The 15,873-nt window shown below is 42.2% G+C and carries 12 protein-coding genes; 6 read left to right on the top strand and 6 right to left on the bottom strand.

Features of this window, described 5'->3' with window-relative positions; all coding sequences use genetic code 11:
* Window positions 1–166 precede the first annotated feature (166 nt).
* The 3 genes from H140_RS0102050 (at window position 167) to H140_RS16010 (ending at window position 2,844) form a co-directional block, all read left to right on the top strand.
* Window positions 167–1,183 carry a hypothetical protein gene (locus tag H140_RS0102050; protein ID WP_019671993.1) on the top strand — a complete coding sequence of 339 codons (1,017 nt, stop codon included), beginning with the start codon at window positions 167–169 and terminating at the stop codon, window positions 1,181–1,183.
* Window positions 1,184–1,563: 380 nt separating this feature from the next.
* The gene (locus H140_RS0102045) at window positions 1,564–2,640 is read left to right on the top strand and encodes an alpha-hydroxy acid oxidase (protein ID WP_019671992.1); all 1,077 of its coding nucleotides are present in this window, start codon (window positions 1,564–1,566) and stop codon (window positions 2,638–2,640) included.
* A 6-nt stretch (window positions 2,641–2,646) separates the two neighbouring features.
* A complete protein-coding gene (locus H140_RS16010; protein ID WP_167320779.1) occupies window positions 2,647–2,844 on the top strand; it encodes a hypothetical protein in 198 nt (65 codons plus the stop codon).
* Window positions 2,845–3,116: 272 nt separating this feature from the next.
* On the opposite strand, the gene H140_RS0102035 is transcribed toward H140_RS16010, so the two are convergent.
* The 3 genes from H140_RS0102035 to H140_RS15765 form a co-directional block, all read right to left on the bottom strand.
* Window positions 3,117–4,070, bottom strand: coding sequence for an alpha-glutamyl/putrescinyl thymine pyrophosphorylase clade 3 protein (locus H140_RS0102035; RefSeq protein WP_019671990.1), 954 nt, complete (start codon window positions 4,068–4,070; stop codon window positions 3,117–3,119).
* Window positions 4,070–5,014: a DUF5655 domain-containing protein gene (locus H140_RS0102030; RefSeq protein ID WP_019671989.1), complete on the bottom strand. Its 945-nt coding sequence runs from the start codon at window positions 5,012–5,014 to the stop codon at window positions 4,070–4,072. Before H140_RS0102030 ends, H140_RS0102035 begins: the two co-directional genes overlap by 1 nt.
* A 204-nt stretch (window positions 5,015–5,218) precedes the next feature.
* Window positions 5,219–5,356, bottom strand: coding sequence for a hypothetical protein (locus H140_RS15765; RefSeq protein ID WP_156819049.1), 138 nt, complete (start codon window positions 5,354–5,356; stop codon window positions 5,219–5,221).
* Window positions 5,357–5,439: 83 nt separating this feature from the next.
* On the opposite strand from H140_RS15765, the gene H140_RS0102025 reads away from it, so the two are divergent.
* Window positions 5,440–5,658, top strand: a complete 219-nt coding sequence (locus tag H140_RS0102025) for a hypothetical protein (protein ID WP_019671988.1) — start codon at window positions 5,440–5,442, stop codon at window positions 5,656–5,658.
* On the opposite strand, the gene hrpA is transcribed toward H140_RS0102025, so the two are convergent.
* The 3 genes from hrpA to sohB all read right to left on the bottom strand — a co-directional run bounded on the left by hrpA (window position 5,642) and on the right by sohB (window position 12,537).
* Window positions 5,642–9,904, bottom strand: a complete 4,263-nt coding sequence (gene hrpA / locus H140_RS0102020; RefSeq protein WP_051086841.1) for an ATP-dependent RNA helicase HrpA — start codon at window positions 9,902–9,904, stop codon at window positions 5,642–5,644. The genes H140_RS0102025 and hrpA overlap by 17 nt on opposite strands.
* Window positions 9,905–10,554: 650 nt before the next feature.
* Window positions 10,555–11,343: a metallophosphoesterase family protein gene (locus H140_RS0102015; protein WP_019671986.1), complete on the bottom strand. Its 789-nt coding sequence runs from the start codon at window positions 11,341–11,343 to the stop codon at window positions 10,555–10,557.
* A 195-nt stretch (window positions 11,344–11,538) separates the two neighbouring features.
* Window positions 11,539–12,537, bottom strand: coding sequence for a protease SohB (gene sohB, locus H140_RS0102010; RefSeq protein ID WP_019671985.1), 999 nt, complete (start codon window positions 12,535–12,537; stop codon window positions 11,539–11,541).
* A 464-nt stretch (window positions 12,538–13,001) separates the two neighbouring features.
* Here sohB and aspS point away from each other — a divergent pair, with 464 nt between their 5' ends.
* Window positions 13,002–14,801, top strand: a complete 1,800-nt coding sequence (aspS, locus tag H140_RS0102005; protein WP_019671984.1) for an aspartate--tRNA ligase — start codon at window positions 13,002–13,004, stop codon at window positions 14,799–14,801.
* A 221-nt stretch (window positions 14,802–15,022) separates the two neighbouring features.
* A complete protein-coding gene (locus tag H140_RS0102000; RefSeq protein ID WP_019671983.1) occupies window positions 15,023–15,826 on the top strand; it encodes a hypothetical protein in 804 nt (267 codons plus the stop codon).
* Window positions 15,827–15,873: the final 47 nt, after the last annotated feature.

Raw genomic sequence — 15,873 nt, 5'->3', positions numbered from 1 at the left:
AGAGTTAGCACTAGAGAATTAAAAGGTTAGAATGAGCTCAAAGATTAGAAAGCTGGCGTTAAAAGCTGACTTTAGATAGCTAACAAGCTAGAAAAGTCAGGATTAAAAAATCAGAAACAAGCCAAAAACCCTCATATCAAGCGTATAGAACATATAGAGAGCAACCATGAGAGCCGTCCATCTTTTATTTTCCAGCGTACTGCTTCTCACCATAAGCTCTGGGCTGTATGCCGCCGCCTTTGGCCACCCTAATGGCACTGGCGGCACCGTCTATGCGCTTGGCACTGACATCATTAACTCGACAGATGCCAATGATTTTTTACGCCTGTCTGTGCCTGAAACGATGAGGTCTTGCTATGGGCATAGATTCAACTGTGCTGCATCAAATCAGGATCTCGCAAATCAGGCCAATACCAATCAGGCGTACACTTATCAAAAAAACGCTGATCAGGCTGGCACTAACAAGCTTGCCAGCAAGTTGGTATCACATTCAAATCTCTCGCCTTCTTTCTACTCCTACTCTTCTACTCTCTCTTCTACACATCCTGCCACATCTTTTCCCAGTTATCCTCCCTATACCGCTGTTAGAAGATATTATGAAATCAAACAAAAAAAATGGTTGTACAGCCGATTTTATATCTTTAGCGCACGCTATCACTCTGGCGCAACTATTGAGGTGCAAGTCAGCTATGATAATGGCAAACGCAGTTGGCAAGATGCCTATTTGGTTGGTTTGGAGTATGCCAAATTAATGGGATATATTCCGCCAAAGTTACGTGCCGCAACCCACTCTATGACCATACACAACCATTATAACGGTCTGATGGGCGGCAGCAATAACCTCATTATTTTTGAGCAACGAGGTGCTGAACATATTAAAAAAGGCTCTATTGAAGAAGCTTTGTTTCATGAAGCCACTCACAATTATTTCAACGAGATGCTGTTTAAACAACAAAATCCGCAATACGCCTTATGGAAACAAGCACAAGCCAAAGACAGCCACCATATCTCCTACTATGCCAAAACCAATGATTATGAGGACATGGCAGAAAGCTTGTTAGCCTATTATGCGGTGGCTTATAAAAGCGAACGTATTGGTGATTTAAAGCAGGTTATTTTAAACAGCATACCGCATCGCATGGCATTTTTTGAACAGCTTGATTTAAACCTGAGTCATGAGTAGCACTCAACCTCTCTAAACCTTTATAATACCTTTTCTGAAAAACAACCTATCTTTGTCAAACTCGCTAAACCTACTACTTGTGGCGTTTGCACTCTTTTTCCTCGATATCTTAATTTACAGATTTGGTATAAGTCACTTCGCTCATGAGCCAGCAACAAACCGTATTTTTAATAAATCAGTATTTTTTATACAACTTCATACAACATTGCTACATTTTGTCTGCTGGTTTAACCTATTATTGACAGACCCACCTTGCAGTCGATATAGATAGTAATAAACAAATGGCGATAAAACAATTTACCTCAACCACCTAACTTAAACAACTGACTTAAATAGCTGACCTAAAAGACAAAATCATAATTTAATAAAGGAATAGTTGTATGAAAAACATCAGCCTCCAACACGAACTCGACAACTACCCCATCAATGACTTATCACAAGTCACCAACTTATTTGACTTTGAAGTACTGGCAAAAAAACACATGAGCCAAAGCGCCTTTGCTTATGTCTCAACTGGTGCAGGCGAAGAGATTACCTTTAACAAAAATCACACCGCCTTTGATGATATCTTTTTAAATCCAAGAGTGCTCAATCCAGCTGGCGAGCTTGACACCAAGGTCAACTTATTTGGTGACACCCTAGACTATCCCATCATGGTCGATCCTTTTGCCTTCCAAAAAATCATGCACCCAGAAGGCGAACTGGCCACAGTCAAAGGCGCAGGTGAAGCCAATACTGCCTGTGTCATTAGCTCATTTACCACAACATCTTTAGAAGATATCCAACACGTTGCTACAACGCCAATTTGGTTTCAGCTCTATATCCAACAAGACACAGAGTTTGCCAAAGACGTCATCCGCCAAGCAGAAGTGAATAATTGTCGTGCCATTTGTATTACCCTAGATTCTGTCGCCTCTGCGGTACGCAACAAAGAACAAAAAATTGGCTTTAACCTGCCAGCAGACTTGGTCACGCCATACAAAATCGGCAGACCAGTTCCAGTAAGCTGGCAACTGGTGGAAGAGCTCATTGCCTATACCAAGCTGCCGGTATTAATCAAAGGCATCGTCAGTGGCGAAGATGCCCAACGGGCCATCGACATTGGCGCAGCAGGGATCATCGTCTCCAATCATGGGGGCAGAAAGCTAGACACAGCGCCGCCAACCATAGAGGCTTTGCCAAGAGTAGTCGAACGGGTAGAACAACGCATTCCTGTGTTGCTTGATGGTGGCATTCGCCGTGGCACCGATGTGTTAAAAGCCTTAGCGCTAGGCGCTGATGCGGTGCTATTAGGCAAACCCATCGCTCATGCCTTAGGCGCAGCTGGTGCTGAAGGTGTCACTAAAGCGCTACACATACTACAACATGAGTTTGAAATGGCAATGCGTCTCACTGGTCGTGACAGCCTTGATAGCATTGATGCGTCGGTGATTTGGAAGTCACGAACTTGCAAGTGATAAATTTTGCAAATAACAAGTTTGGAAATAACAAGTTTGGAAATAACAAGTTTGGAAATAACAAGTTTGGAAATAACAAGTTTGGAAATAGCAAGTTTGGAAATAGCAAGTTTGGAAATAGCAAGTTTGGAAATAGCAAGTTTGGAAATAACAAGTTTGCAAATAGCAAGTTTGCAAATAATAAAGTTGAAGCCTAACAATTAGGCTGCTCATCTACAAGAATCAAACTAGAAGAGCTAAAAAGCAAAAAAAAGGACATGCAAAAAGGATTACCCCAGTTTAAATTGTGGGTAATCCTTTTGTGCTTTTAAGTCTTTAAGTCCTTAAACTAATTAAGCTTTTAAGCTATAACCAAAGAAATCTAAAATGGTGACAAGGCAACCGAGCGCAAGTATTACAAAGGTAGGCTTAGCGAGGTTGACACCATAACCGTTTAGTATTTCACTGACTATAAGTTAATTCGCTGACTCTAGCAGTTAATGAGGCATTTTAATATATCGCTGCGGCGACTTTTGCCAATGACAAATGGCCGCTTCCATTTGCTGGTAGCCCACATCAAGATAATCTGCCAAACCCACAGCGTGATTATCCAGCTGCTCATTGGTTAACATACCAAACAACAGCTTAGCACCACGCTTGGGACCACTTGCCTCTGCAATATAACAACTGTCTGGCGCCACATCTGCCAATCCCATCTTGCCAACTAAACATAAATACTCAAAAGTCGACAACCGACCAAAGCGATAGATGTTTCGGATTAGCGAATATAGAGTCTGAAAGTAGGCTTGCTTAGCTATAACCTTTTTGTTTGGTTTAAGTGTTTTATGTGGTTTAAATAAGGCTTTATGTCCGCCCTGCTCAGTGATAAAAGCAATATAACTGTGAAATACAGCTGGCAACTGCGCCAAAGACTCATAAGCTCGGTGATGGCCAAACTTAGGCTTTGGATCATGGGCGGCTAATGCCTTGGCAAGCTGCTGCAAACTATCTTGTAACGATAAGGTCTGCTCGGTTATAAATTGCCATGTTAGCCTTGGCGCTGTTAAGCCAATACCATTATAAAGCAAACGCATAAACGCCCAATCACTCTCTGCGCTGTCATTGGTATATATCAGCAAAAAACTCAGCCAGCACGCCTCGTCATAATCTATATCTTTTATACGTACAATGGCTTTAATCGGATCAAAGTCTGGTGATTTTGGATCACAACAAGTTTGCGACAGTGGCTGATTAAATAAAGCCTCAATCTGCTGCTCTTGCTTAATGCTGTCTAACAGCTGCAACGCCAGTATCTCATAGCTAATCGCTGGTAAGCCATCGCTTAGCTGATGGACCTGTAAATACTGGCGGATGTCATGGGCAAGCTGAATTGAAGTGTCGTGTGGGTGCATGGGCTTTTCATGTATCGAATGAGTTTTAGTAAAGGTCATTATCCGCCAATTTTATTATAAGCCTTAATAATATATTGTTTGACGGATTCAAAATCCTCATCAGAGGTTATGGTGAACTCAACATCACCTGTACCATAATGCCCTATCTCTGATACATCTCTAAAATTCGGCGTGTCTTTAGCTATATCAGATGGGTTAAACTTTAAAAATAGCTTGATGTTTCGGCTTAAAATTTCCATACAAACAATATTTTGCGAAACCTTATAGGCCACATAGTATTTTTTAGGTGACTCTTCAATGGATTCATCTAAACCTAAGATAAACTCACGTATATTATTTGATAAATCAATAATCTTCTGACTCTTACCTTCTAATCGCTCTTCATAAGTATAAGTCACTGTCGCACGTGTGATTGCCGCCTTTTTACCAGCCTCTACCATCACTGGATTTTTTAACTTATTTGCTGGATTGATATTTGTGCTACTTACTGCCTTAGCGTTATGGAAGACCTCTTCAAAGTAAATGGAATCATTCGAAAACAGACGGTACTTCCATAGCTCTATATTTGCACCCATAACTTGTACCGCATGCATATCATACTTTTTATAATTAGGCGCAATACATATCACTCTGACATCAGACCAATCTACTTTTACTGACTTACCCAGTTGCTTTTGCACCGCTATTTCAAAATCTCCTTTATGATCTTGAATCCAGTGCAAATAAAAAAGACTTTGGTTAATCAGCTCTGATGACTCAACTTTTTTATATTCAATAATAACCGGATTATCTTCTTCAGATAAGGCTAAGGTATCAATTCTACCCGCATGCAACGTGCCTGTTGAAAACTCTGTCGCCACAAACCGACAGTTAAATACTGTTTCAAGGTTGTTTTCAATCAACGATTGTAGCTGTTTTTCATAGTCAAAATTGGTTTGTTCCACAGCAACCAGTTTATTACCTGAAATATTGAATATTGGCACGTTATTCATCCTTAATTTAATATGAGCAATGTTAAAAAACAAATCCATCCCCGACCCTGAGAAGCGTTGAAAAAAGCTCTGGGATAACTTTTTAGCTTCGCAAGAGTCAAGCTGTGCTTGGCTAAAGGAAAAGGAAGGGAGCAGTGCCTTGTGCGCTTTGTAGGTTGGTGTCGAGGGACGAGACCGAGCAAACCCGATGCCAGCCTACATACGATATCCTGCAAAAGCTTTGAATGTGGTCGTGGGATGCGGTTTAGCCTCGATTGAAGCGGATATACTGGCTGGCAGGACACGTTGCAGGCGCTTGCGATGCGCTGGCTCACGAAGTAAGAGACAGCACATCGCTTAGCAACTGCCGTGTCATGACGGACAGATAGTAGCGCAAAGCGAGATTGGCTCCAAATAATTAAACGCCAACCCACTTTATGCCAACCCACTTTATGCCAACCCACTTTATGCCAACCCACTTTATGCCAACCTACTTTATGCCAACCAACTTTATGCCAACCAACTTTATGCCAACCAACTTTATGCCAACCTACTTTATGTCAACCAACTTTATGTCAACCAACTTTATGTCAACCAACTTTATGTCAACCAACTTTATCACTGAGTCAACAAAGAGGATTATTTACGAGCGGTGACTTTTGCCCACATCCGCTCTAAACGCTTTTGAGATACGGCTTGACGGGTCTTCATCGGCTGTGCAAATAGCTGAATTCGAAACTCTTCAACCAGCCAGCGATACTCACTAATAGCCTCGTCATCGGCACGTCCAGCGAGGCGCTCCATATGCACATCAAGCTCATATACCGCATCAAGGTCGCCATCAAGATTGTGCTCAAGACGCTCAATACGAACCTCAAGGGCTTCAAGATAGCGAGGATACTGTTGCCAATGTTCATAGTTCATACGATAAACAAAATCGGACAAATGCAGGTCATCGAGCTGATCTTCGATGTCGTCAATCGACTCGCCAAATATCTCACGATCCAGCATCAAGAGACTGCGGCGAATGCGCTGCCAACGGGAATACACTTCTTTTAAAAGCTTTAAAACTGTTTGACCTTCTAATAAGAATTGACCTAATACTGCTTTTGCTGTTTGCTCAAACTCAATGTCGTCTAATGGCAACTGTTCAGCAAGCTGGTAGGCTGCCTCATCGGCATTGTCGGGTATGATGTCATCATGGTCTTTATAGCGAGGTGCATGGGCTTCTAAAGCTGCATCTAGGGTGGCATCGACAACAATGGTTTTTAGTTTTTCCATGTCGCCAAGTGGGGCAAATGCTAGCTTAAAGGTTTTGTCAATTTGGCTGGTGAGCTGTTTTTGTTTGGCGCCTAGCTGTAACTTGATAAGGGTCAACACCCCTTTACGATGTGTATTTAAGGCAGCGGTAACATCGGTAAATTGATAAATGGTCACAGCTTCGCCTGCCTCATCGGCAACCAAGGCAGAAAATTCTTTCATAACCACGCCAGCGCTATGACGATTTTGGCTGAATTTATAATGCTCTGGAAAGTGCGTATGAACACCTTGGGCATCTGTTTCAGAAGATATAGCTTGACTTGTTTCACTAGCATGACGTAGTTGTAATGCTTTTAAATCACGCCCTTTTTCAATAATCTGCTTTTTGTCATCGACAACACAAATTTGTGGCTGCAAATAACGGTCTATTGCAGACGGATTGAAGTCATCTGGTTTGACTCCGACCACGCCACGACGTTGCAAGGCTTGGCACAATTGATTGAGCAGCCCGACTTGATGGTTTTTTTGTAGCTCATCATACAGGCTGTCGGCCGTATCTGGAATCGGTACAATCTTACGTCTAATCTCTTTTGGTAACGACTTCAGTAGTTGTAATACTAATTCATATCGCCACCCTGGCACCCCCCATAATAGCTCAATAGCATCAAGCTGAGGGAGTGCAGCTAATGGCACACGAATGGTGACCCCGTCATCTTCAGACGCTGGATCAAAAACATATTTTAACGGCAGCTTTAGATCACCGAGTTGCCATACTTCTGGGAACTCACCCGTGGTCGGGGCAGTTTCTTTCAGCACATCTTCATCTGTGAAAAATAAGAACTTTGCATCTTCTTTTTCGACTTCTGCTCGCCAGTCTTCAAAGGCTTTACGGCTGGCAATGTGCGCTGGTATTTTGCGCTCATAAAACTGATATAAGGCCTCTTCATCAACCAGTAAGTCTCGACGACGCAATTTGTCTTCAATGCGTTCTACATCAGCAATTTTATCCATGTTGTGCTGTAAAAATGGTGCTTGTCGGCCAAAGTTACCGGTTACCAATCCGTCACGGATAAAGATTTCACGAGATTCTTCTAAGTTGATTTGCTCATAGTTGGTCAACTGTTTGGCGACCACAATAAGCCCAAATAGGCTAATCTGTGCATAGGCACGCACTCGCCCAGTTTTCTTCGACCAATGCGGTTCAAAGTAGTGATATTTGAGCAAGTTACCCGCAGCCGACACGATCCATTCTGGCTCAATCTTGGCCACCGTACGCATAAAGACTTGCGAAGTTTCGACAATCTCAAACGCCATCACCCAAGCCGGCGCTTGTTTGTAGACGGTACTGGCTGGGAAGATTTTGGTTTTTTGCTGACGGGCAGCCAAATATTCACCACGCTGATCTGTTTTGTGTGCAATGACAGACAGCAGGCCGGTTAACAAGGCACGGTGCAAATTGGCATATTTCACTGCACGTATCTCATCATCAACCTCACCAGCTTCAGCAATTAGGGCTGGTGCAACTTGGTTGGCGGTAACTTTATTAGCAATCCCTTTTTCTTTAGCTTTAGCTGGTTTGCCTTTGGCTGACTTACTTTTTACCAATTTATCTTGCGTTGCTCTGGTTAACGCTGGTTGTTGTGATAGGCTTTGTGGCATATCTTTTTTTGCTGTACCCGAATCAGTGAGCAACTTTAAGTCCGTAACCATTTGCTCAAGCTGATGATAAGTACGCTCCCATTCACGCAAGCGTGGGAAGCTTAAGTAATGCTTTTTGGCAAAACTGCGGCGCTGACTGTTGCTTAATTTATTGTTGCCATTGGCATACAAGGCTTGCCACAGGCTTAAATAAAACAAAAAGTCGGAGTCTGGCTGACGGAATAACGCATGCTTTTGATCGGCCTGTGCCCGCTTTTCTGCTGGACGCTCACGTGGGTCTTGTACCGCCAATGCTGCTACGATAATCAGCATCTCCAGCATACAATCAAAATCACTGCCGGCAACCAACATACGTGCCAGCCTTGGATCTATTGGCATGCGTGCCATTTTCTGACCAACACGGGTTAGTTTGACATCATTGAGTGTCTGCTTTGCTAGTGGCTTTTTGCTGTCAGGACGTTTGGGCTCAAGTGCACCTAGCTCATCTAGCAGCTTGCGACCATCTTTGACCAAGCGGCTATCGGGCGGCTCAATAAAATCAAAATCTTCGACAGCACCCAGACGCAAGTTCGCCATTTGTAAAATAACAGACGCTAGGTTGGTGCGTAAGATTTCAGGCTCGGTATATTCTGGACGGCTGGCAAAATCCTCCTCACTATATAGACGGATACACACCCCAGGAGCAACACGGCCACAGCGACCTTTGCGTTGGTTAGCAGCTGCTTGTGAAATGGCTTCAATAGGAAGTCGCTGTACCCGAGAGCGATAGGAATAACGTGAAATACGGGCAAACCCCAAGTCAATCACATAGCGAGTACCTGGTACCGTTAACGCTGTTTCAGCGACGTTAGTAGCGATAACAATACGCCTTCCACGCCCTGAGGGTTTAAAAATGCGCTGTTGCTCGGCATACGTTTGACGGGCAAATAACGGCAATATTTCGGTATGGCGAGGTCCATGTTGAATCAAGACCTCTTGCATCTCTCGGATTTCCGCTTCGGTTGCCGCAAAAATTAGAATATCGGCATGCTCAGGATGCCCTTTTTTGACAGCATCATCAAAACACTCTTCAACTGCTGCGACAACCGCTCGTGGCAGATTGTCTTCAAAATCATCATAACTGTCATCGTCTGAGCTGCCCACAGGCGTGTCGGTGAGCGGACGATAACGTACCTCTACCGGATAGCCACGACCTTCCACATTAATAACTGGCGCTGGTATCATCCGCTTTTTACGCTTATCATAGTGGGCAAAATATTCACTAAAACGCTGAGTATCTAAAGTAGCTGAGGTAATAATCACTTTTAAATCAGGACGCTTAGGCAATAGCTGCTTTAAATAGCCCATAATAAAGTCAATATTTAGACTACGCTCGTGTGCTTCATCAATGATAATGGTGTCATAACGGTTTAAAAACCTGTCATGCCCCAATTCGGCAAGTAAGATACCATCGGTCATCAGTTTGACGATGGATTTTGCACTGCCCTGCTCATTAAAGCGAATCTTAAAGCTGATGGTATCACCAAGTTGCTCGCCTAGCTCTTCGGCAATACGGTTTGCAACACTTCTGGCGGCAAGCCGTCTTGGCTGCGTATGTCCTATTTGCCCTGTTATCCCTCGCCCTGCCATCATAGCCAGTTTGGGCAGTTGTGTGGTTTTACCTGATCCTGTTTCGCCTGCCACAATGATGACTTGATGCTCTTTAATAGCTTGTACAATGTCTTCGGCACGCTTACTGACAGGCAACTCATCGTTAAGGCGCTCCGCCATTTTTAGCGGAATACTGTCGATACGTTCTTGCACCGCTTGCTGTGAGCGCTGTTTGATTTGTTCAAACTTGGCTTGTTTTTCTGCCAGCACTTTTGGCGGTGTGTTTTTGTTGGGACGGGTGATTTCACGTTGCAAACGGCTTAAAAAATGCCGATCTTTGGCAAGTACAGGTAGCTCATGCTGTCGGTCGTCTTGTTGCTTATTGGGTTGCATAATTAAGGCAGAAGTTTCAGATGTCATAAAAGCGTTATCATTGGTATGGTTTGAAGGTTTTGTATTTGAATGAGGATTACTTGAAGATAGGCTTGATGAATTATTTTCTGGCATTGGCTTAGGCTATTTATTATAAAGGAGGTTTTGTTTGTTGATGAGGGTGATAAGGCGATAAATCAAGGATTATGAAGGATATATTCATCGAGCTGACGTAGAATTTATACCTTTTCTATAAAACAACCTATCCATTTAAAACCCGGTCAAGCTCATTAAACCTACTAATTGCTGCGTTTAATTTATTGCGTTAGGGCTTACCTTTTAAATTTGGATAATTTTCAATATTTGATATCAAATGTATGGCGACTGGATATCCTGTAAGAGTGCATCATCAAGGCTTATCGTTGACTTTACGTCTGTTATGTATACATGATTTTGTCGCTGGAGGTCATATAATATAAGTCATGTGGCAAATGCTTAGCCCCGATTGTAGCGGATATACTGCTTAGCGAGACGAGTTGCAGTGGCTTGATTTGGCGCGGCGCACGAAGTAAGCGACTCGTCAACTCTTAGCCAATGCCTCGTATCGATAAGTAGATAGTAGCGAAAGCGGGAATGGCTAATTTATGATTTTTTATTCAACAATAGTCAAGTTACCCTCCCACTCTTCCTGTCATGAGCGCATACTCCCAATCTTTACGACCATTTCTTAAAGCGAGCTTCGCAGCACTTGCATGGTCATAAGGCACCTTAATATGACTTACCTTCCAGCTTGAAATATCATTAATAAGTTTAAGCTCAATAATGGCATAGCTTGCATGCGGCGAATAAGTTTCCATCTTATGAGAAACAGGTAAATCATCTTCATAAGCTGGATATCCAACACTACCTGTATTAACGACAATTTGACCAGTTGATAATTTTACAGTACGTGGAATATGTGTATGCCCACAAACAATAACTTGAGCTAGATTACCATTCAGTAACTGCAATATCTCTTTATCTGGACGTATCGTTGGTGCTCCAGACTCAACCTCTTCAAGTAAATAAATCATATCATCGGTTGGCGAACCATGACATAAATAAACATTTTCTGTTAAGTGATGCTCAAATGGCAAATTCTGCATCCACTTAATAGCATCAATTGGTAAATCATCCATAATAAATTTCATGGTTGAGTTTTCAGCTATTTCTTTGCTATCAGCCTCGTATATTTGTCTATCTTGATTGCCACGTATGGTAATTGTATTAGGACGCTGTGCTTGCAATACACACAACCGGTCATAAGTTGCTTTAGGTGCAATAGGCCCATATAAAATGTCGCCTAAGTTGACAATAACATCAACATTTTGAGTTTCTATATCAGTAAGCACTGCATTTAAAGCAAAAATATTACTATGAATATCTGAAATTGCAGCAATCTTTATAGGTTGTATTGTCATGGTAGGCAACTTTTTATTTATCGGTGTAGACTGGTAATTTTATCCCAATATAATTTATTTCTATTTTAATCAGCTAATTTAGAAGGCACAGCCTACTTTCAATAATATTTAAAACCCAGCTCTTGATGTGGTTAGCTATAAGAAAGAGGCTGTCAAAATGTGGTATAGCTAAGGCTTGCTTGTAGAGTACTTCCGTTAAACCTTCAACCGCTTATCTTGCTCAATTTTTGTTAAAACCTCTGGTAGTTTATTACCTATTACTTGAATTGCTGATGTCGTTGCAGTACTCACTAAGCTTGATACCGCTGCATGAGCAGCATTGGCTAGACCTAGCTTTTCTGCCAAAGTAGGCTTTTGACGTGACTGCAATGCATATACCTGATGGTGTTCCATTTGTTCTAATAAATAAGCATCAGATGTCTTTAACTCATCAACCAAGTTTAAGTTCAGAGCATCTTTACCATACCAATGATCACCATTTGCCACTTTAAACAGGTCAAGTGTTGGACGGTAAGTTGTCACAAAGTGCTTAAAGAGCTTGTGCGTTTGCTCAAGCTCTTCCTTATACTTGGCACGATCTTCATCATCATTTTCACCAAACATAGTCACTGTGCGCTTATACTCGCCAGCAGTAAACATCTCATAATCAATGTCGTGTTTTTTTAGCCATTTATTAAAGTTCGGCATTTGTGAAACGACACCGATAGATCCTATCACCGCAAAAGGTGCTGCTAATATTTTATCTGCTACACACGCCATCATATAGCCACCACTTGCTGCTATCTTATCCACACAAATGGTCAAAGTCAGCCCAGCATCTTTGAGGCGCACCAATTGAGCAGCCGCCAGACCATAGCTGTGCACCATGCCACCGCCTGACTCTAAACGCACAACAACTTCATCACCTATCTTTGCTGTACTGATGATGGCACTAATTTCTTCACGTAAGTGCTTAACCGCAGAGGCTTTGATATCACCATCAAAGTCTAAGACGAAAATGCGCTTTTCTTTATCCTTACTTTTATGCTTTTCTTTTAACTTTTGTTTTGCTTTTTTCGCCAAAGCTTTTTGAAATTTTTTGACAGTATTTTTATCTTCCACCGCTTCAATTAAGCGCTTACGGTGCTCTTGTTGACTTTTATTAAGATGAATGACTTTTAATTCAACTGGATTTTTAGCAGAATGAAACAACATAGTTAATCCTTTGGCATGATAGGTATGCGTAAATATATACGAGTATAACTCCAACCTCAAATTTTGACGTAGGCGGTGGATTAAGTCCAGCAGTCATTAGCAATTAACAAACATTGGTCCTTAAAACCACATCACTCTTATGCTAACGTGGAAAATGTTCAACAGACCTCGCTAGGTTAAAAGTACCAGCCTACTGTGGTCATAAATCAGCCTACTCTACTGTGGTCATAAGTTAAGATCGGAGTAGATATAAGAAACTAAATCAAATTTTTAACGGTTATATTCAGTATAATTAGTTTTAGTCATAAGATATTGTATTTAATATGCGACTACATTTGTATTATTTCAAGGGTGCTTGGTTGTATCAACACGCAAGATTAGGCATAATGTACGTTTGATAAAAATTCTTATTGATAGACCATTTTTATTTTTATAATTAATTATATATAGGTAGTGGATAATTTATGATGCGTACCGAGTATTGTGGAGCAGTAACTGAGGCGTTACTAGAGCAGACTATCACAGTCGTTGGCTGGATTCACCGTCGTCGTGACCATGGTGGTGTGATCTTTTTGGATATGCGTGACCGTGAAGGCATTTTGCAAGTGGTTATCGATCCAGATACGCCAGAAGCGTTTGCAACAGCAGATGCCGCACGTCCTGAATATGTATTAAAAATCACAGGCCGTGTACGTGAGCGTTATGAAGGCACTCAAAATCCAAACATGACCAGTGGTAAAGTGGAACTATTGGCCAAAGAAATTGAAGTATTGGCTAAATCAGAAACACCGCCATTCCCACTGAATGACGAAACCACCACAGTCAACGAAGATTTACGCTTAAAGTACCGCTATCTTGACATGCGCCGTCCGCAAATGCTTGAGCGTATGATGTTCCGTGCCAAAGCGACCTCTACTATCCGTCGCTATCTTGATGATCATGGCTTCTTGGATGTTGAAACCCCAATTCTAACCCGTGCGACACCTGAAGGTGCTCGTGACTATCTGGTGCCTTCACGCACACGCCCAGGTAACTTCTTTGCGCTACCTCAGTCACCGCAGCTATTCAAGCAGCTATTGATGGTATCTGGCTTTGATCGCTATTATCAAATCGCTAAGTGCTTCCGTGATGAAGACTTACGTGCCGACCGTCAGCCTGAATTTACTCAGGTGGATATCGAGACGTCATTCTTGACTGAAGAAGACATCATGAACATCAACGAAGGTCTAATCCAAGACTTATTCAAAAAGATGCTTGATGTAGATCTTGGCAAGTTCCCACGCATGACCTATGCAGATGCCATGCGTGACTATGCATCAGATAAGCCTGACTTACGTATTCCATTAAAATTAGTCGATGTAGCTGACTTAATGCAAGACGTTGAATTTAAAGTATTTGCTGGTCCTGCCAATGATCCTAAAGGCCGTGTTGCAGCCCTTCGGGTACCTAATGGTGGCTCACTAACTCGCAAACAAATTGACGAATACACTAAGTATGTTGGTATTTATGGTGCTCGTGGCTTAGCTTATATTAAAGTCAATGACGTCAGCAACATCAACAATGGTGTTGACAAAGAATCAGGCCTACAATCACCTATTATCAAAAACATGACTGATGAGGTATTGGTTAGCTTGGTTGAGCGTACTGGTGCTGAAAATGGCGACATCATCTTCTTTGGTGCGGACAAAGCTAAGATTGTTAACGATGCCATGGGCGCACTACGTGTCAAAATTGGTCTTGACATGAACATGGAAACTTGTGAGTGGGCACCGTTATGGGTTGTTGACTTCCCAATGTTTGAAGAAACAGACGATGGTCAGTGGACAGCTATGCACCACCCATTCACAATGCCAAAAGGCTCTGTTGAAGAGCTGAAAAACAGCCCAGAAACAGCACTATCAATCGCCTATGACATGGTATTAAATGGTACTGAAGTTGGTGGCGGTAGTTTACGTATTAACACGGTGGAGATGCAACGTGCTGTATTCGATGCGCTAGGTATCTCTAAAGAAGAAGCCGATGAGAAATTCAGCTTCCTACTTGACGCTCTAAAATATGGTGCGCCACCGCACGGTGGTTTGGCATTTGGTCTGGATCGTCTAATCATGTTAATGGTGGGTGCAAGCTCAATCCGTGACGTGATTGCCTTCCCGAAAACCAAAACCGCAGACTGCCCATTGACTCAAGCCCCTGCTGAAGTCGATAGCCGTCAGTTGCGTGAGCTTGGTATTCGTTTACGTGAAAAGCCAAAAACCGAAGAGTAAGCACATTTAACCTGTCCTTGATATGGTTAAGAGTTCAAATTGTTTAGCATTAAAGCGCCACTACCTGCCATCAGATAGTGGCGTTTTTTTTGAAAAAATATCTAGGGGCTGTAAGCTTAAAAGCAAGTGTTAACAAAACAAACTGATAAAATACAACAGCCTCACAGCCGATAATCTGCTAAAATCTTATTAATTAAACCATCTATTTGTACAGGTTACTCATGAGCACTACTCAGTCCAATGCTAACTTAAACACTGACAACACTGATAGCCAATCTACATCTGAACAGCGCTATATCATTTGTATGAAATGGGGTACAAAATACGGGCCCGAATATGTAAATCGTCTGTATAACATGGTCAAGCGCAACCTAACTTTAGACTTCCAAATGGTCTGCTTAACCGATGATGAAACTGGCATCGACCCCAACGTGCGCTGCTACCCAATTCCAGAGCTGAATTTGCCTGACGGTCTACCGGAGCGTGGCTGGAAAAAGCTCACCACCTTTAAGCCTGAATTGTATGACTTAAAAGGTACTGCCCTTTTTTTGGACATTGATATTGTAATTGTTGATAATATCGATGCCTTTTTTGAATATAAAGCTAAGTATGAAGACAGCGTGGTCATCATCCGTGACTGGAAAAAGCCGTGGCGTATGATCGGTAACAGCTCAGTGTATCGTTTTAAAGTTGGTCAAAATACTTACCCAAATTTGCTGAACTATTTTGAACAAAACTTTGCCAAAATCCGCTCAGAAGTGCGTCATGAGCAGGCTTATCTATCCAATTATCTGCGTCAACATCATCACTTAGAATACTGGGACAAAACGTGGTGTGTCAGCTTCAAATACCAATGTATGGCGCCTAGTCCATTGAACTTTATCAAAGCTCCTCGCTTACCTGAGGGCGCAAAAATTGTCATTTTCCATGGAGAGATTAATCCACCCGATGCGATCAAAGGTGGTGGCGGTAAGTGGTATCGTCATGTGAAGCCTAGCCCTTGGTTAAAGCAATATTGGCAGTAGATTGCGATTAATAAATCAGCACATAAACAAGCGCAAACACATCATCT

Source organism: Psychrobacter lutiphocae DSM 21542 (assembly GCF_000382145.1).
In the GTDB taxonomy this organism is placed as follows: Bacteria; Pseudomonadota; Gammaproteobacteria; order Pseudomonadales; family Moraxellaceae; genus Psychrobacter; species Psychrobacter lutiphocae.
Note: the sequence above shows the minus strand (reverse complement) of the source record. Positions and strands in the feature narration are given on the sequence as shown.